This is a genomic window from Pseudofrankia sp. EUN1h, from assembly GCF_001854645.1.
Lineage (GTDB): Bacteria > Actinomycetota > Actinomycetes > Frankiales > Frankiaceae > Pseudofrankia > Pseudofrankia saprophytica.
Genome location: NZ_MBLN01000002.1, coordinates 26,131 through 43,626 on the forward strand (window position 1 = coordinate 26,131; position 17,496 = coordinate 43,626).

16 protein-coding genes and 1 pseudogene are annotated in these 17,496 nt (G+C 68.5%); 9 read left to right on the forward strand and 8 right to left on the reverse strand.

The window, feature by feature from the left end; all coding sequences use genetic code 11:
- Positions 1-143: 143 nt before the first annotated feature.
- The 3 genes from BCD49_RS00710 to BCD49_RS00720 all read right to left on the reverse strand — a co-directional run bounded on the left by BCD49_RS00710 (position 144) and on the right by BCD49_RS00720 (position 2,415).
- Positions 144-1,334: a PP2C family protein-serine/threonine phosphatase gene (locus BCD49_RS00710; protein WP_007508796.1), complete on the reverse strand. Its 1,191-nt coding sequence runs from the start codon at positions 1,332-1,334 to the stop codon at positions 144-146.
- A 117-nt stretch (positions 1,335-1,451) separates the two neighbouring features.
- Positions 1,452-1,862 carry an ATP-binding protein gene (locus BCD49_RS00715; RefSeq protein WP_007508799.1) on the reverse strand — a complete coding sequence of 137 codons (411 nt, stop codon included), beginning with the start codon at positions 1,860-1,862 and terminating at the stop codon, positions 1,452-1,454.
- 139 nt (positions 1,863-2,001) lie between these two features.
- Entirely contained in the window at positions 2,002-2,415 is a 414-nt protein-coding gene (locus BCD49_RS00720; RefSeq protein WP_007508801.1) for a winged helix-turn-helix transcriptional regulator, read from the reverse strand.
- 67 nt (positions 2,416-2,482) lie between these two features.
- Between BCD49_RS00720 and BCD49_RS00725 the strand changes: the two genes are divergently transcribed.
- Entirely contained in the window at positions 2,483-2,911 is a 429-nt protein-coding gene (locus tag BCD49_RS00725) for a hypothetical protein (RefSeq protein ID WP_007508803.1), read from the forward strand.
- Positions 2,912-2,984: 73 nt separating this feature from the next.
- Here BCD49_RS00725 and BCD49_RS00730 read toward each other — a convergent pair whose 3' ends face one another.
- Positions 2,985-3,581 (reverse strand): TIGR03086 family metal-binding protein, encoded by a 597-nt coding sequence (locus BCD49_RS00730; protein ID WP_007508805.1) that lies wholly within the window; start codon positions 3,579-3,581, stop codon positions 2,985-2,987.
- Positions 3,582-3,757: 176 nt separating this feature from the next.
- Between BCD49_RS00730 and BCD49_RS00735 the strand changes: the two genes are divergently transcribed.
- The gene (locus BCD49_RS00735; protein ID WP_007508808.1) at positions 3,758-4,669 is read left to right on the forward strand and encodes a LysR family transcriptional regulator; all 912 of its coding nucleotides are present in this window, start codon (positions 3,758-3,760) and stop codon (positions 4,667-4,669) included.
- Between the two features lie 586 nt (positions 4,670-5,255).
- Here BCD49_RS00735 and BCD49_RS00740 read toward each other — a convergent pair.
- Positions 5,256-5,759, reverse strand: coding sequence for a hypothetical protein (locus BCD49_RS00740; protein WP_071040999.1), 504 nt, complete (start codon positions 5,757-5,759; stop codon positions 5,256-5,258).
- Positions 5,760-6,171: 412 nt separating this feature from the next.
- Here BCD49_RS00740 and BCD49_RS00745 point away from each other — a divergent pair, with 412 nt between their 5' ends.
- Positions 6,172-6,462: a hypothetical protein gene (locus BCD49_RS00745; protein WP_007508811.1), complete on the forward strand. Its 291-nt coding sequence runs from the start codon at positions 6,172-6,174 to the stop codon at positions 6,460-6,462.
- Positions 6,463-6,953: 491 nt separating this feature from the next.
- Here BCD49_RS00745 and BCD49_RS00750 read toward each other — a convergent pair.
- A pseudogene (locus tag BCD49_RS00750) lies at positions 6,954-7,733 on the reverse strand (spirocyclase AveC family protein); the annotation flags it as partial.
- A gap of 121 nt (positions 7,734-7,854) precedes the next feature.
- Positions 7,855-8,127, reverse strand: a complete 273-nt coding sequence (locus tag BCD49_RS00755) for a hypothetical protein (RefSeq protein ID WP_007508817.1) — start codon at positions 8,125-8,127, stop codon at positions 7,855-7,857.
- Between the two features lie 449 nt (positions 8,128-8,576).
- On the opposite strand from BCD49_RS00755, the gene BCD49_RS00760 reads away from it, so the two are divergent.
- From BCD49_RS00760 to BCD49_RS00780, 5 genes are all read left to right on the forward strand, one after another.
- Positions 8,577-9,689 (forward strand): ABC transporter substrate-binding protein, encoded by a 1,113-nt coding sequence (locus BCD49_RS00760; RefSeq protein ID WP_007508820.1) that lies wholly within the window; start codon positions 8,577-8,579, stop codon positions 9,687-9,689.
- Between the two features lie 14 nt (positions 9,690-9,703).
- Positions 9,704-10,012, forward strand: coding sequence for a hypothetical protein (locus tag BCD49_RS43920; RefSeq protein ID WP_007508822.1), 309 nt, complete (start codon positions 9,704-9,706; stop codon positions 10,010-10,012).
- Between the two features lie 108 nt (positions 10,013-10,120).
- A complete protein-coding gene (locus BCD49_RS00770; RefSeq protein ID WP_232793902.1) occupies positions 10,121-11,041 on the forward strand; it encodes an SDR family NAD(P)-dependent oxidoreductase in 921 nt (306 codons plus the stop codon).
- Positions 11,042-11,232: 191 nt separating this feature from the next.
- Positions 11,233-12,519 (forward strand): cytochrome P450, encoded by a 1,287-nt coding sequence (locus BCD49_RS00775; protein ID WP_071041000.1) that lies wholly within the window; start codon positions 11,233-11,235, stop codon positions 12,517-12,519.
- Between the two features lie 636 nt (positions 12,520-13,155).
- A complete protein-coding gene (locus tag BCD49_RS00780; RefSeq protein ID WP_071041002.1) occupies positions 13,156-14,406 on the forward strand; it encodes a TetR/AcrR family transcriptional regulator in 1,251 nt (416 codons plus the stop codon).
- Here the strand turns inward: BCD49_RS00780 and BCD49_RS40095 are convergent.
- Positions 14,387-14,782, reverse strand: a complete 396-nt coding sequence (locus BCD49_RS40095) for a hypothetical protein (RefSeq protein WP_198535932.1) — start codon at positions 14,780-14,782, stop codon at positions 14,387-14,389. The two genes, BCD49_RS00780 and BCD49_RS40095, sit on opposite strands and share 20 nt — an antisense overlap.
- Before the next feature lie 369 nt (positions 14,783-15,151).
- On the opposite strand from BCD49_RS40095, the gene BCD49_RS00785 reads away from it, so the two are divergent.
- On the forward strand, positions 15,152-17,422 hold the full coding sequence (locus tag BCD49_RS00785; RefSeq protein ID WP_071041084.1) for an MMPL family transporter: 2,271 nt from the start codon (positions 15,152-15,154) through the stop codon (positions 17,420-17,422).
- Positions 17,423-17,496: the final 74 nt, after the last annotated feature.

Sequence of the window (17,496 nt, forward strand, 5' to 3'; positions counted from 1 at the left end):
CCCAGGCCTCCGCGTTGCCTCCCCGCCGTGACCGATTCATCCCCAGGCCGCCGCCAGGGCGACCGAACGGCGTCCGCCAGACGAGCCAGATACACGGCTCGGCGCGGGTGATGCGCCGTCCTAGGGGCCGCTGGCCGCTCGGATCAGATCCTGGTGTTGCGGTCGTGGCCTCCCGGCCACTCGACGAACACCACGGTCGCGTCGTCCTGAAGCCGGCCGTGGTGGTGGTCGAGCAGCGCCCGCATCAGTCGGCGCAGGGTCTCGGAGACCACGAGACCATCGGCGTGATGGCGCACGACGAAGTCCACGAACCGGCCGAGCCCGAACTCGCGGCCGGACGCGTCGCGCGCCTCGGTGACGCCGTCGGTGTAGAGCAGCAGCCGGTCGCCGGGCTCGAGGTGCTCCCGGCACAGGGTCGCGGGCAGGCCGAGATCGGTGCCCAGCGGGTGCGCGGCCGGGCAGAGCAGCTCGCTGATCCACCGGCCGCCGCGCACGACCACCGGCGGGTGGTGGCCGTGGTTGATCCACGTCAGCAGCCCGGTGGTGGTGTCGAGGTCGGCGATGATCCCGGTGACGTAGCTGGTGGCGTCGAATTGGTCGAGCAGGACCCGTTCGATCTCCCGGCTGATCGTGACGAGATCGGCGCCCGCCCGGCGGTGGCTGCGGCACGCGGCGACCGCCAGGTTGGCGGCAAGCCCCGCGGTGGTGTCGTGACCCATCGCGTCGAACACGGCCAGGTGCAGGACATCCCCGGCCACGGCGTAGTCGAACGCGTCACCGCCGAACTCGTACGCCGGCTCCATCGCGGCACCGACGACGACATCCCGAGTGGCGAACGACGTCTGCGGCATCAGCTGCCACTGCATCTCCGCGGCGACCGTCATCGGCCGTGTGCGTACCAGCCGGGCATAGGAGTCACTGACCCCCCGCTTGCTGACCAGGAGCAGGCCTGTGAGCGCCGCCAGGTCACGCAGCGCCCGCTCTGCGTCGGTGTCACCGGGTCTCAGTCCGGCGCGCAGCACGCCAAGCCGTTCGGTCCCGTCCAGAATGGGCGCCCAGTGGACCACGGCCCCCGTGTCGCCGACGGGCGCGCCGGTCAGCGTCCGGACATCCCGGAACGCCCGCCCGGGTAGCGTGCCGTCGACCCGGAACCGCTCCCCACCCTCACCGGCGTCCAGCCCACGGCCGGTCAGTTCCCGCAGCACCTCGCCACGCAGGTCCGACACGTAGATCCCAAGCCGGTCCAGCCCCACGGCCGCGGCGTGCTCGGCCATCATGTCCGGCAGCTGCTCGAGGGCCGCCAGCCGGCCCAGGTCCAGCAGCACGCCGAGCATGCGGCTCTCCCCATCCCGCACCGATATCACCCGCCGTCAGCAATCGATTCGTCTCACCGATTGATCTTTCCGGCCGGGGCCAGTCAGAACCCTCCGATGAGGACTCCCACCGACGGCCTAGCCTGATCGCGCCAGGTGGAACCAGACCGTCTTGCCATCCCCGGCGATCGGCTCCGCGCCCCAGTCACGGGCCAGGCTGTCCACCAGGTGCAGCCCTCGCCCGCCCAGCGCGCCGCTGTCGACCTGCTGCACCCGCGGCAACCGGCTGTCCGGGTCCTCAACTCCTACCCACAGCGTCGCCACCGTCGCGCGCACCTCCACCACGGGCTCACCATGGCCGTGCAGCACGGCGTTGGTGACCAGCTCGCTGGTCAGCAGAAGGACCAGGTCGGCCAGCTCGTCATCGACCCCCAGCCGGCGCAGGACCGGGCCGAGGCGAACCCTCGCCTGGCCCGGCGACCGCGCGCTGGCGGGAAGGCTGAACCGCTCCACCGGTGCCGCGTCGACCCACTCTGGTCCATGAACCATGGCGGTCCCATTTCACGGGACGAACGACATTAAACCGACGGCAACCGGGACAGCCCGGCATACGAAGCGTTGCCAAGTCCGTGTTGTCGGTCGACCCGGGTGGCACGGAGGGGATCCGCCCGTGGCCGAACGGCCACATTCAGACCTGCGGCCCGGCTGCGGATGTGTGCGCCGACGTTCTGGTCCCGACTGTGCCCGCGGCCTCGCGTGGGCCGTCAGCGAGGCCGGCACCCCAGACGGCGAGCGCGTCCACGACGGGCCCCAGCCGTCGGCCGGTCTCGGTCAGCCGGTACTCCACCCGCGGCGGGATCTCGGCGTAGACCGTGCGTGTCACCAGACCGCCGCCCTCCAGCTCTCGGAGGCGGTCTGTGAGCGTCTTCGGACTGATGCCAACCAGCGAGGCCCGCAGCTCGGAGAACCGTCGAACCCCACCGAGCAGGTCCCGGATGATCAGCATGGTCCACTTGCCGTCGAGCACCCGGACGGCTCGGGCGATCGGACAGGTCTCGTCCTCACAGCTGGCCGCCGCAGCGTCCTGCCTTGTCAGCGCCATTGGTTCATTTTCTGATACTGCTTCACTATTTGACAACCCAGTCTGGGTCGTCCGTACGGTCCCGCCCATGACAGTGACGACCATGCTCGAACGAACCGACACAGCCAGCACGCCGTTGCGTGTCAGCCTCCTCGTCATCGGCGCCTCGCAGCTCGGCTTCGGGGCGCTCTTCCTGCTGGTGCCGTCGATCGCGCGGCACCTGTTCGGCCTGACACCAGACGCGCCCGCCTGGGCGCACTGGCTCAACGTGATGCTGGCGGCACGGTTCCTCGGCTACGCAGCCGGCATGTTCGTCGCATCGCGGGCGCCACGCCGCCACGTCGCCTGGATCAACACGATGATCTTCGTCCAGCTGGTCGACTGGGTGGCCACGCTGTACTACCTGTCCACCGGCGATCTCACCTTCCGCCAGGTGAGCACAGCCTGCGCCCTGCCCGTCGTGTTCATCGCGCCGTTGTTGTGGTGGCACCCGCGCCGGGACGGCGCACGTGCGTAGCACCTACGCCCTGCTGAGACCGCCACGAGCACCGCGGCAGTCGCGCTGGTTGACCGCGTCGGCTTGCCGTCGGTCACCGAGCGGCGTCGGAGAGCGGGTCGCGGCCGAGGAACGCCATCAGTCGCTGCGTAGGGTTCGCGTCCGCGGGGGCCGGGATCTCCGGCTGGAACAGGCTGTGGTCGTCGCCGGCGCGCAGCGTCGGGACGTACCGGCGGGCGACGTCGTCGGCGTGCGCGAGCAGGTCGCCTGGCAGTTCGCGAACCGGTCGGTTGGTGGCGAGCGTGAGGTCCCAGGCGTGCACGACGGTCGCGAACGCGCTGATCGCGAGCATCTCACCGGCTGGCAGCGGGCCGAGGATCGTGGTCAGCTCGCGTTCCGGGTCGGCCAGGTCGGCCCACGCGGCCTGCGATCGGGTAACGGCCCGCTTCGCCGCGCCGGCCGGGTCGTCGCCGAGCAGGTCGGTGCCGGAGAACATCATCTCGGCGGTCGGTGCTGGGCCGCCGTCCACCGTGGAGGCGAAGATCTCGATGCCGGCGAGTGTGTGGCTGACGAGGGCACGAACGTCCCAGCCTGCGCACGGGGTGGGACGGGCGAGCTCGTCGCGAGTGAACGACCCGATCAGCTCGACCAACCGATGCTCGGCGGCCACGAGGATGTCGTACGAGGTCATGACGGCTCCCAAGCCATAGGTAATGGTTTTCTTCGACGACGCCCGGACCTACGCTGGACCGGACCCCTGTGCCAGCGTCGAGATATCGGCTGGCCAGCAATGAAGCTAGGCTCCGTCGGCCTGGGCCGGTAGCCGCGACCTCGGAATGGAGCCATAACAGCCATGAATGAGCAGTCGTGAACCTGGCGCACCTGAGGTACGCCAGGGCGGTCGTCCGGGAGGGGTCGTTCAGCGCCGCCGCGCGGGCCTGCGCGGTCACCCAGCCGGCGTTGTCCAACGGGATCGCCGCGCTGGAACGGACGCTCGGTGGCCGGCTGTTCGACCGAACCACCCGTGGCACGAGCCTGACCTCGTTCGGGAAGCGGATGCTGCCGCTGGTCGACGCCGCGGTCCAGGCGCTGGATGCCGTCCGGGCGGAGGCCCGGCTGGCCGCGGTGGAGGGACCCCGGCCGCTGCGGGTCGGCGTGTCGACGCTGGTGGACCGCGACCTGCTGGGCCGCGCCGTCGAGGTCGCCGGGACGGAGCTGGTACTGCGGGCGGCCCCGATGGCGCAGCTGCACCGCGAGCTCGCCGACTCCGCGCTCGACCTGGTCCTGGTGCCCGCGGTCAGCCCGCCGAACCTGGCCGCGCCCGAGGCCGCGCGAGCCACGGTGGCCCGGGTGCCGATCGTGTTCCTGCCCACCGCCGGTGGTGGCGCGGACCGAGACGCCGGCGGGGCGATCGAGCTGCGAGAGACCACAAGGGTGCCGCTGATCCTGCCGACGGACAGCTGCGGCCTGGCGCCCTTCACCCGCGAGCTGTTCGCCGCAGCCGGCATCCCGTTGCCCTGCTACCCGGGGAAGGCCGACGACTGTCGCGTCGTCCAGGACTGGGTCACCCTCGGCCTGGGCTCCGCGCTGCTGCCAGGCAGCAAGGTGACAGACAGCGTTCCGGTCCGGTCGGTGGTGCTGGACGGCACGCCGATCGCCATCGACTACGAGGCACGCTGGCTGCCCGACTCACCGGCTCGCGCCGAGATCGCGCGCATCGTTCGAACGCTCGGCGGCCCGGCGGCCGGTAAGCCCGAACCCACGCAGGGGGCCACGTAGCTGACCGATCCGCGCGCCGCGTACCCGACGGCGGCGCCGCCGCGCACCACACCGATGACCTGGTCCTGCGCGCGCCGCCTGGCCCGCCCGCGGTGCAGCAGCACCCTGTTTCTACGAAAACATCAACTACGGGGGTGGACGATGACGGCTCACAGCCAGTCGTCGTACGTCGGTAACAGCGACAACGACCGGGCCGACCAGTTCCAGGCCCTGTGATCCAGGCGCTCCCGTCACGGCTGGGCGGGCCGCAGGGCACCGTGCCCGGTCAGCCTGGATGACAGCGGCGCTGCCCGGCCGGGCCGGGCCGGGCCCGGCCAGTTTCCGTTTCAACGTGGGGGTGCAGGGATGTCGGTGTGCGTGGCGTCGAGGTAGGTGGTGGCGGCGTGAGGCCGGGTGCTTTCAGGCTTGGGACCCTCGGACAGATGGATCCGGGCCCTGCCTGAGCGGAAACGGACGGACGCCCGCCGGCAGCGCTGGCGGGCGTCCGATTCGGATCAGCTCGGCGGACGCTGACACGGGGCGCGCGCTCCGAACTGGTCAGCGGCCGTCCCCGTGATGAACGCGCGCGGCTCCTCCGAGCGAGCGATCAGGCGTAGTAGACCCTGATGAGTCCATCGAGGCCGGCGCCGAAGGGCACACCGTTCACGTAGTAGAGGAGGGACGAGTAGATGTAGGTCCCGGTCGAACTGGGGGCGTGGACGACACTCGAGCACCAGGCGCCGTTGGGCGCCGCACCGATGGTGCCGGTGATCCCGAGATCTTGCGCGTCCTGGCTCCTGCCAACCTTGCCGATCACGCCGGTCTTGCTGTTCGCCCGGAGGTTGCGGAACTGGATCAGGAGGTCGGCGCCGTCTCCGGACCTCTTGGCCCACAGGACGACCTCTGCTGCCGTGTCGACCCTGCCATCCCAGGACATTGGATACATCGGATGCCACGGCGACCCGTCAGCGTTCTTCCTCACCTCGGACCAGCCACCCGTCAGGACCTTGCCGCAGTATCCGTCGGCCGACGCAGGAGCAGCGGCCAGCATCGACGCCCCGAAGGCAGTCRCCAGTGCCACCCCGACGGCCGCCAGTCGCCTGAATCTCATTGGACCCCTCTTCGCTCGTGGTTGATGCGGTAAACGGAGGCGGGAGCGAGTCCGGTGGGCCGACGTGGCCGAGGGTCGCGAACACCACAGGACCCACAACCACGGCTTGCCGAAAATCCGGAGCTCCTCGATGTGACGCACTGGATCCAGGAGAAGGCTCGCCGGCCGTGGCCATGTCGTCCCGGGCCCCCGCCGGGCGAGCTTAGCGGGATCTAAGTGGAATATCTACCGAATAGCGGGGATCTGACTACTGCCCTCCGACCGCCAGACGGGCTGCTAAGACGTTCCCGCCTCACCGGTGGCTGAGGTCGTCTCGTTTCTCCTGGTCAAAGGACCGGGACCCCGGATTCGAAGAAGGGAGCCGCCTCGCGAACCGGGCGGCGTCTCGGGTGGTCCGGTGTGGAAGTCCTTCATGAGGTCGACGAGAAAGATCGACCAGTGCTGCCCCGCGGAAGTCCCGCGGGGCTTGCTCTCCACCGACTCCGTGCTGTCGGTGGCGTTCTCGCCGGACGGCTACACCCTCGCCGCCGGCAGCCTTGCCGGCAAGATCTGGCTGTGGCGGCTAAGGGAGCCCGTTCCCGATGCTCCCTGCCAACCGGCCTTCGAACCGGGCCACGCAATGTTCACGACTGGCTTGGCTGGAAGGCAGGACGTCAGCCAAGCGCGCGGACGGCTGTGGACAGCGGTGGAGCAGGGCGGATGAAGTCGAGCCCATGACCAGCATCGGCGGACATCCACGGACATCGGCGGAGCACAGGTCGAGGCCCTCGTAATCCCTTGGCCGCGAGGGCGATACACGCTGTGTCACGCCGCCCGAATCCACAGATACTGGTGTGGCCAACCGGGTAGGTCAGCCGGCAGGCTGGAGCGGACGGCGTCCGCCTACCTCGAATCTATTGGTGAAACGGAAGCTGCCGCGGAATTCGTAGAGAAGGCAATCAGGCTCGCTGTCGAGACTGGAGTTGATTATTTTCCGGAGCGCATTCGTGGAAACGCCGCCCGTGCTTCGGAGCGAAGGAGGTCCTATCTCGGCTGTACGCCACGCAGGTACTTCGAGGCGGACGACGCCTCCGCGCCCACCGACGTCGCCGCCGAGGCACGTGGTCTCGCGGCCTGGGCGCGAGTGCTTCCGGCACAGACCGCTCCCGATCCCGAGCAGGTGGCAGGCCGCCCGCCTCCTGCTCCGCCGTGCAGGGGCTGGTTCAACACGCCGGGGAAGAGCTCGGTCGTCGGTCCCTCGGTCACGTCGCCGTTCAGCTTGGTGACGAGGTGGGGTGCGAACACCGCGCCATACAGCAGGTTGCCGAGCAGAACTACGGAGACGGCGGACAACGTGACCGCGCGGGCGCGGGTCTTCGTCCTCCGCTGGGCCCAGGTGTCGATGATCGTGCGGCCTTCGGCGTCGGTCCGGCCGAGGAGGTAGGTGAAGACCATCATCTGCACGCCCATCGCGAGGGCGTCGTACAGGGGGTACTGGTGCTTGGTCCCCGCGAACATCGCGAGACCTGGGATGACGCGGCCGTAGTAGAAGACGCCGGCGCGGACACCGAAGACGCCGTTGAAGAGCAGGGCCCAGATGTAGCCGACGACGARCCCGACGGTGAGGAGGCCGACCGGTCGTCGCCACCCGAACCGCGCGCGCAGCCGCCGCTCGACCGCCACCCCGATGAGCGCGGGCAGCACGAAGTACTCGATGTAGCCCAAGGGCACCGACGCTGGCAGCCCGCCCCACGTCATGTTCAGCGGCCACCACGAAGGCATGCGCGGCAAGGCGGGTGCGAACTGCGCGTACATCGCCCAGTCATACGGCGCCTCGATCCAGGAGAACGAGATCGCGGAGACGCACAGGAGCAGGAGCGGGTGCAGGCGCCGGCGGCGGACGGTGAGGTAGGTGCCGATCGCGAGGAACGCCGCGCCGCCGGCGTAGGCGAACACCTGGCCGAACACGAGCGCCGGCGTCAGCCCGTCGTTCACCGGTCATGCCCTGACGTCGGCGGGCGCCGCATTTCGGGGTCGAAGCGCAGCACCACGAAGTAGATGAGCGCGACGAGGGCGAACAGTGTGCCGAGCATGATGAGCGCGCCCACGTCGCCCCTCAGCCCAGCCGGGCGGGCAGCGCGGCCCGGCCCCGGTCGCTCGACGTGCCCGCGGTGCGGGCCCTCTCGTTGTCGGTCTCCCATTCGTGCCAGTGCGTCATGACCTCCCCGAGCGAGACGCGCCCCTTGATCCAGGCCAGCGTCACGCCGACGTGTAAGTACGGGCCCTTGCCGGAGCTCCGGTGATGGTTCACCGGACGGTGGAGGTCGATCCGGTCGGGGCCGTCGAGCGCCCGCTCGTCCCGGTTCGCCGTGTCGTTGATGATCAGCATGTTTGCGGGATCCGCGTCGGCCACGACATTCCGAGCTCCGTTCGTTGGACCGAAAATTTGGTCCGAAGGCTAGCAGGCCCGGCCCGGTGACGGCGACCGCTTGTCAACCGGTGGCGAACTCGCTCGCGCAAAGAGGGGCGAAGGGTGACGGTCGAGGGATGTCGCGGTCGACGGGTGGCGGCGACGCGCGTCACGGGGCGTGGCTGTCTCGCCGGGCCCGGCGCTCCGTGAGAGCCGCCACGGCGGCCATGGACACACCATCCGATGAGAACTAATATTTGGTAACTCGGTCGAGGCACCAGCCCGTTCGCCGCGCGGCGCGGTCCCGCGTCCAACGGGCCTGACGAACCAGCCGACAGATCAGGGTGGGCCGCCCCCCGCATCGCGCGACGAACAACCAGACGACGAGCGCACGCGCCAGCCGCCTGCGCGTCAGCGAAGGAGGACCGGTGTCGTACGAGAGCAGCGCGGAGCCGATCAAGCTTGGCTACCTGTTCGACTTCCGCCTTCCGGACGGCTACCCGCGGGAGCGGCGGGACGACCTGACGCAGACCTTCGAGCTGGTCTTCGAGGAAGGCCGCAGGCAGGGGCTCATCGACCGGCCGGTGGAGATCGTGTTCCGGGAGGTGGAGGGCCTGCCGAAGGGCTCCGTCAAGGCGGTGATCGACGCCTATGGCGAGCTCGTCGACGAGGGATGTCTGGCGGTCTTCGGCCCCGCCATCACCGACAACTGCGTTCCGACCCGGGAGGCGATCGAGCAGCGTTTCCACGTGCCGGCGATCAGTGTGACCGGGACGGACGACTGGTTGGGCGAGTGGACGTTCTCGCTTCCGCAGGGCTCACTGACCGACGAGCCGATCTTCTGGGCTCACCTGCTTGCGAAGGGCGGCCACACCGCGGTGGGCTGCCTCATCGAGCAGTCATTGGTCGGCGAGTCCTACATCAGGAACTTCCGCAAGGCCTGCGCCGCGGCGGGTATCCGCATCGTTGCCGAGGAGTGGACCGCTCAGACCGCCCAGGACGTCCAGGCGGGAATCCGCAAGATCCATGAGGCGAAGGCGGAAGCGCTCGTGCACTGCGGCTTCGGCTTCGGTGTCGTCTTCATCAATCCGGCGCTGACGGCGCTCGACTGGGATCCGCCCCGCTTCATGGGGACCGCATTCCAGAACGCCTGGATCAACGACGTCATGTGGCAGGCGATCCTCGGCTGGACCGGCCTCGACCAGTACGACGAGGGAAACCTCGTCGGCCAGCGTTTCCTCGACCAGTACGCGGCCGCCTATGGCCGGCGGCCGGAGTGGTGCGTGCCGGTGGTCAACCGCGACCTCGCCACCGTGCTGCTGCACGCGTTCGCCGATGCCCATCCGCTGAGCCCACGCGGCGTCAAGGAGGCCCTCGAGCGGGTCAAGATGGTGCCCGCGGCGTCCGGCGCCCCGGGGACCCGTCTGTCGTTCGGCAAGTGGACCCGCCGCGGCTGGATGGGGGCCGGCTACCTCGTCGCTCGCCGGCTGGATCCGGACGGCGTGAACTCGCACCTCGTCGACCGCTTCGGCCAGGACTGAGCGCCGCCGTCAGCATGCCGGCGCGATTCCCCGACCCGGACCGGTACGACATCCACCGCACGGACCGACCTGGGCTACGCGAGCTGTACACGGCGGAGTGCCGCGCGCATGGCCGCGAGCCCGGGATCGCGCAGTTCCCGGACCGTGCCGCGCCCACCGCGGTCTTCGTCGCCGACGACGTGGACAGCGCCTGGGACGAGCTGGGTGCTTACCTGCTCCATGATGCGACGACGGCCGCGGCCTACCGGATCCTGACTCCGAGACAGGCAACCGACGCCCGCGCGCACCTGCGGCCGCCGTCCGAGAATCTAAGGCCGACTTGAGGAGAGAGCATGACCGCACGTCCCCTTCGGGTCGCTGCCTCGCCATGCCCTCGGCTGACAGCGCCGGTGGGTCCGGCCGCGATGGGTGGCCACGGTGGGGAGGTCGTGGTGTCTGAAGCGCGCAGTGTCGTCGTCACGGGCGCCTCGCGAGGTCTGGGGCTGGCGTCGGCCACCTACCTTCACCGGCGGGGATGGCACGTCGTCGCCGCCATGCGGTCACCCGACGCCGGACTCGCGCGACTGCGGGAGGCCACCGGCGCCGACGAGGACGACCCGCGTCTGACCTGCGTGCGGCTGGACCTGGATGACCCGGGGTCCATCATGGCCGCCGGCCGGGCGATCGAGAACGCGGTGGGCGCCCCGGACGCCGTCGTACACAACGCGGGCGTCGCGTGCGCGGGGTGTGTCGAGGAGACACCGGCGGACGTGTGGCTCCAGACCTTCACGACCAATCTCTTCGGGCCGGTGCGGCTCACCCAGGCGCTGCTGCCTGCCATGCGGACCGCGGGGCGCGGACGGATCGTCGTCGTGTCCAGCGTGGGCGGCGTTCGGGGAATCCCGACGATCAGTGCCTACTCGGCGGCCAAGGGCGCGTCCGAACGGTGGGCGGAGGCTCTCGCGGGGGAGGTGGCTCCCTTCGGCATCGGCGTCACCATTCTGGTGACCGGAACCTTCAGGACCGACATCCTCGAGAAGACCCGCACCTACGCTGACACCGACGGTCCCTACGCGGTGCACCACGCCGCGCTGGACCAGTGCGGGCCTCGGATGATGCGCCTGGCGAAACCACCCGAGCGTTTCGCGCGGGCGTTGGCGCGAGCGCTGGAGGAAAGTGCGCCACTCGCCCGCCGCGCCGTGGGCACCGACGCGCGCATGGTGCTCCTGGCCAGCCGGCTGATGCCGACCCGGCTCTACCGGGCGGTGACTGGCAGGGCGATGGGCGTCCCGCGGCCCGGCGCACTTCGTGACCATCCCGTCCGCCTGAAGCCTCTGACGGTGCCGTCCGGCCAGAGCGAGCAGGACGCCTGACACCCCCACGAATCTCTACCCGTCGCGGGTGCCGGTGACGGCGAACACGTCGCCGGGACCAGCCCGCCGGACCCATCCATATGCGACGCGCCCGGCTCATCGAGTCCATCGGGCGCAAGGTGCCAGGTGCTCGCGGTCACCCCGCAGGCGCACTGTCGCGGGCCAGTCGCCCGCCAGGAGAGGAKAGACAAATGAGAGGCGCGCCGGCCTCCCCTTTCGAGGGCGTCGACTTCTTCTCGGACCCGTCGATCGTCGACGATCCGTACCCCTACTTCGAGTTCCTCCGTACCGAGAAGGGGCCGGTGTGGCTCGAGCCGAACCACGGGGTCGTCGTCGTCACCGGCCACGACGAGGCGATGGAGGTGTACCGGGACGCGGAGCTGTTCTCCTCCTGCAACTCGCCGACCGGCCCCTTTCCCGGCCTACCCGCCATGCCGGACGGCGACGACGCGGGAGAGCTGATCGAGCAGTCCCGTGAGCAGATGCCCATGCACGAGTTCATGGTCACCATGGACCCGCCACGGCACAGCGCCTACCGCGGCCTGCTGGCCGGTCTGTTCACGCCGCGGCGCCTGCGGGAGAACGAGGCCTTCATGTGGCGGCTGGCCGACGTCCAACTGGACCGCTTCGTCTCCCGTGGTCGGTGCGAGTTCGTACGGGACTACGCCGGGCCGTTCGCGGGACTCGTCATCGCAGACCTGCTCGGCGTKCCCGAACAGGACATGGCCCGGTTCAGGAAGGGCTTCGAGAGGACCTCGATCTCGGTGGTGACAGAGAGTCCGGAGGCGCTCGTCGACAACCCCCTGGCGTTCATCGAGGGTGCCTTCGCGGACTACGTGGAGGACCRCCGGAAGAACCCGCGTGACGACATCCTGACGCACCTCGCCACGGCGCGTTTCTCCGACGGGTCACGACCCGATGTGGCCGTCCTCGCCCGGGAGGCGTCCTTCGTCTTCGCGGCCGGCCAGGAGACGACCGTCCGGCTGATGGCCTTCGCGATGCGCCACCTGGCGGAGCACCCCGACGTGCAGCGGCTGCTGCGCGAGCAGCGCGACCTGATCCCGGTCTTCGTCGAGGAAATGCTCCGGCTGGAAAGCCCGATCAAGAGCCACTTCAGGATGGCGCGGCGGCGCACCCGGCTGGCTGGAGTCGACGTCCCCGCCGGAGCGACGATCATGCTCCTGCCCGGCGCGTCGAACCGGGACCCGCGGCGGTTCGAGGAACCGGACCGATTCTCCCTCGACCGGAACAACGTGCGCGAGCAGGTCGCGTTCGGGCGCGGCGCGCACAGCTGCATCGGCCAGCCACTGGCCCGCGCGGAGACCAGGGTCACCCTGGAGCGGGTGCTCGACCGGATGGCGGACATCAGACTGTCCGAGGCCGAGCACGGCCCGGCCGGCGCCCGCCGGTTCCAGTACCTGCCGACCTTCGTGTTCCGCGGGTTGGACGCCATCCACGTCGACTTCCAGCCGTTGTGACGTACCGCGCCAGGTCCAGCGGCGGCCGACGACTTTAGGTCGGACCTACATCCTTCAAGGAAGACGAGCGCGGTTTAGACGTCGACAGGAGAGGTGGTGCCGGCTGGACCTCCCACACTTCCCGACATCCTGGTGATGGTTTCACCTCGAGCCCTTCGCGAAGTCGACGCTGTCCTCCTAGCTGGTAGTACCAGCTACATCTTGACTGGGGTCGGCATCGACTGGCTGGCGGCGCGAGTATTTCTTGGCCGGGTGAGGTCGGGGCCATGGGCGGAACGGCATCCGCCGGCTCGCTCTTCGTCGTCGGATATCTCGTGTACCCGCCGTTCAACGTGCCGATTCGGTCGCAACGGCTCAGGAGCCTGGTGCTCGCCTTACCCGGTTCTCCGGGCCGATCCGTAAGGCCAGCCATCTTCGCCCGCCGTTGCCCGTGCTCCTCTACGAGGCCTTCATTGATGCAAGGGTCACGATGCTCTGCCATCGGAACGGACGGTGCCGACCTACCGCTCTGGCATGGGATGCGGGTCGGCTGCCTGGCCGAGGCGAGCGACCACACGTCAACGATGGGCAGCAGGTGCCGCGGTGTCAGGTACCGTAATAGATTGAAGTAGGAGGAAGTCGTCGGAGGGGCACTCGGTGAGCAATGAATCGCGGAAGGACGCGATCCTCGACGCCGCGGCGAAGATCTTCGCGGAGTCAGGTGTCCGCGCATCACTCAAGACCATCGCGGACGCCTGCGGGATCCTTCCCGGAAGTCTCTACCACCACTTCGACTCCAAAGAGGCAATAATCGTCGAGCTGCTCGAGCGCTTCCACGAGGATCTCGCCCGGATCGCGGCCGAGGCGCTCGACGGAGAATCGGGCGAGCAGGAGCCCGACGAAGCGATCATCACCCTCTCCACCGCGATTGCGCACTGCGCCATCCGGCATCGCGCCGCGCTCCTCCTCAGCTATTTCGAACCCCCCGCGAGCGCACGTCCGGAGCTACGAGAGGCAACAGGCCGCACCCCGCTGCCCATTCAGTCCGCGATGTCGAGGACTCTGCGCTCCGCCCAGGACCGGGGCTATATTCGGGCGAACCTGGACGCCGAGATGTTGGCCGACCGCGTCTGCCAGAGCATGCTCCACGTCGGCATCGGCGTCTACCACAGGACACGGGACGGCCGTCGGGTTCCAGAACTGAAGTGTCGAATCATCCTCGATGGGCTCGCCGTCGACCCGCGTGACGGCGAATTCTCAACAGACAGTGCGGCGCACCGGACGGCGGAACGATTCATCGAGGAATGGGAAGCCACGGAGTCCGAACCGGCTGGCCGGGAGGCACTCATTCGCCGTGCGGCCCGCTCCGAGTTCGCGAAACGCGGCTTCGACGCGACCACGATGCGCGACGTCGCCGCCGCCGCGGGACTGGGTTCGGCGGCCCTGTACCGCGTCTTCGACTCCAAAGAAGAGCTGCTCGGAACGATCATGCGATCATATGCCTCCTCCGTAGCCAACGGATGGAACCAGGTCATGCGCACGGCGGCATCACCAATCGAAAAGCTGGACAGCCTGCTGTGGTTCGCCATCAACGTCCTCGACCGTTTCCACGAGGAGCACCGGATTCAGGCCCTGTCCCTCCAGCAGGCACCRCCGTCGACGGTACAGCTGTCACTGTMGTTCCCYGCGATGCTCAAGCAGGTCAGGCTCCTGCTCGCGGCCGGTGACGACGCGGGTCAGTTCAAGCTGGCGGACTGGCCGACCGACCTGCGTGCCCGGTCGGTGTTCTCGCTCCTATGGACCCCCGAAAACATCGTTCATGAGCTGGGCACCAAAGGCGCACGCGAACTCGCTCGCGACACCGTGCTACGTGGCATCGCCCTGCCCATCAGCCATGTTCGTCGGTGAGATCACGCTCCAACACGCGCCCGAGGCGCCCGAGAATGCTCACCGGCGGCCTGCCCGAGGATGGCGAGTACCTCCAACGGAGGGCTTCTTCGAGAGCGCTGCTGGTGTCGTAGATGGTGGTCGAGGGCCAAGGAGGTCTGTCGGGGCGTTGCCAGGTGAGATGCACCAGGGCCCAACCGCCGGTTGCCAACTCGATGGCGATGTCGTCCGCGGCGTCTGAGCGGGCAATGACCTGGAAAGACTGGCGATGTAGCGGGTGGCCGGCGGCGACCTCCTCGCGAAGCTCCTTCGCCATGGCTTCACGCTGCCGATGCTCGGTAGGTCCGCCTCCGCGGAGGTCCCACCACGGATCGACGAATACAGGCTGTTCGTTCACGGAGCCATCCTTACGCAGCCACACGCCTGACCAGCTATGTGGTTCGCGGTTTGTACCGCATTTGATTCGATATCGAATTCGGTCGAGGTTTTCCTGGCGCGCGTGGGCCGGCGTGCGGTCACCGTCCGTGACGGCTGCCAGAGCGTGCAGCCGGGTCGGGCATCGTCGTCAGCCGCCAGGCCATGGTGTGTCGCGGACCACATTGGATGAAGGTGCGTGGGCGGAGCGTCCAGCGGCCGACGGGATGCTTGTCACTTCTGCCGTTCCAGACTTCAGTGGGCTGAGAGCGTGTGTGAGACTGCGATTGATTCAGAACCGGCCGTCGCTGCCTGACGTTCGCCGGTTGCCAGACGCTGAGCAGGAGTGCTGTTGAAAGGGATCGCGGAGTTCGCTGTCCGGCGCCGGTGGTTTGTGGTCGTCGGTTGGGTTGTCTTTGTCATCGCGGTGCAGGCCATCGCCGGCGCGATGGGTGGGGCATCCTACAAGGACACGTTCAGCCTTCCGCACACGGAGACCGCGTCGGTCGCGAACCTGCTGAAGGACGCGGGCCTGAACAACCAGAACGGCGCGGCGGGCACGGTCGTGCTCAAGGACAGGGCCGGAGCGTTCACCGCGGCGCCCTCTCAGCTGCAACCGGCTCTGGTCAAGCTGTGCGGCTCGGGCAATCACGTGGCTTTGATCGCGACGCCGTGGCAGTCGATCGACTGCTCGAAGAGTGGCGCGGCAGGTCCGGGAAACCCGACGTTGCTCAACAGCTCCCGCGGCTCCACCACGGCTCTGGTCACCGTCACCTGGGAAAATGATCACTACGACGCCGCCCTGTTCAAGAACGTCTATGACGACCTGAAGACCCTGAACAGCGACCAGCTGCAGGTCGAGTTCACCGGTGACGCCTTCCAGGGCATTGGGCAGAGCAGTGGCTCGGGCAGCTCGGTGCTCATCGGGTTCCTCGCCGCGCTCATCATCCTGGCGATCGTGTTTCGTACCGTCGCCGCGACGGTGCTGCCGCTGGCCAGCGCGGTGGCCGCGCTCGTCAGTGGCCTTGGCGTCATCTACATCCTTACCCACGCCATCAACGTGTCCAATATCACTCCRTACCTGGCGGAGTTGATGGTGATCGGCGTCGGTGTGGACTACGCGCTATTCATCGTCACCCGGCATCGCCGGAACCTGCGGCGCGGAATGCCCGTCACCGAGTCCATCGTCAGCGCGATCAACACCTCCGGTCGCGCGGTGCTATTCGCCGGCTCGACCGTGTGCATCGCCATCCTTGGCCTCATCGCTCTCGGAGTGAGCTTCTTCAACGGCATGGCAGTGGCAACTGCGCTCGCGGTCGGGTTTACCATGATCGCTTCGCTCACCTTGCTGCCCGCGCTGCTCAGCCTGTTCGGACTGAAGGTGCTGCCCCGCCGGCACCGGGCGGCCGTGCGGGCGGGCCAGTTCATCGACGACCAGCCGGTGGGGCTCTGGGCTCGGTGGTCGCAGTTCGTCGCCCGAAACCGCATTCCGGTCGCGATCGTCGCGGGCGCGGTGATGATTGTCATCGCTCTGCCCTTCTTGTCGCTCCAGCTGGGCGCCAGCGACCAGGGCAGCGATCCGAAGGATTCCACCACCCGCACGGGCTACGACCTGATCTCCGCCGACTTCGGCGTTGGTTACAACTCCGCCCTTGAAGCCGTCGTGAGTGGCCCTGGTGCCTCGGAACCGGCTTACCTGGAGCGCGTGTCGAAGGCTCTGGCGGCCGTCCCGGGCGTCGACCCAGGCAGCCTGGGCACGAGCCCGCTGACCAAGGACGTCGCGTTCGTGACGTTCAAGACGACGACGTCGCCGCAGTCGGAGAAGACCTACACACTGGTCCGGCACCTGCGCTCGACCGTTCTCCCGCCGTTGTACGACGGTACGGCCAACCGCATCTACACCTACGGTGGCACGGCCATCAATGTGGACTTCGCAACCGTGCTGGGGCGCAAGATGCCGCTGTTCATCACGGTCGTGGTTGGCCTGTCATTCATACTGCTGCTCATCGCGTTCCGCAGCCTGGTCATCCCGGCCACCGCCGCGGTGATGAACCTGCTGGCCGCGGGGGGTTCGTTCGGTCTGGCTGTGGCAATCTTCCAGTACGGCTGGCTCTCCGACAGMATGGGCGCCGGACCGGGTGGACCGATTGACGCCTGGATGCCGGTCATGCTGTTCGCCATCCTGTTCGGCCTGTCAATGGACTACCAGGTGTTCCTCGTCAGCCGTATGCACGAGGAATGGGTGCACACCCGCGACAACAAGCGATCGGTGACGATCGGTCAGGCCGAGACCGGTGGCATCATCACCGCCGCGGCGTTGATCATGATCGCCGTCTTCCTCGGTTTCCTCCTCAGCCCGGGCCGGCCGATCAAGATCTTTGGCACCGGTCTGGCGTCGGCCGTGTTCCTCGACGCGTTCATCCTGAGGACGATGCTCGTACCCGCGCTGATGAACATCTTCGGCAGGGCCAACTGGTACCTCCCGAAATGGCTCGACCGAGTCACGCCACATTTCTCTGTGGAACCGGCCGCCGAGGCTGTCCCCGTGGCGGCGGGCGCCGGCTCGTCCGACGGCGGCCGGCCCGAGGACGAACAGGAGCTGGTCCGTACCGGGCATCCGTAGGCGGGGGGCGCTCGGCGCTTCGGAGGATGTCGCTGGCTCGTCGAAGGATGCCGTCCATGCTGCGGGCCGTTCCG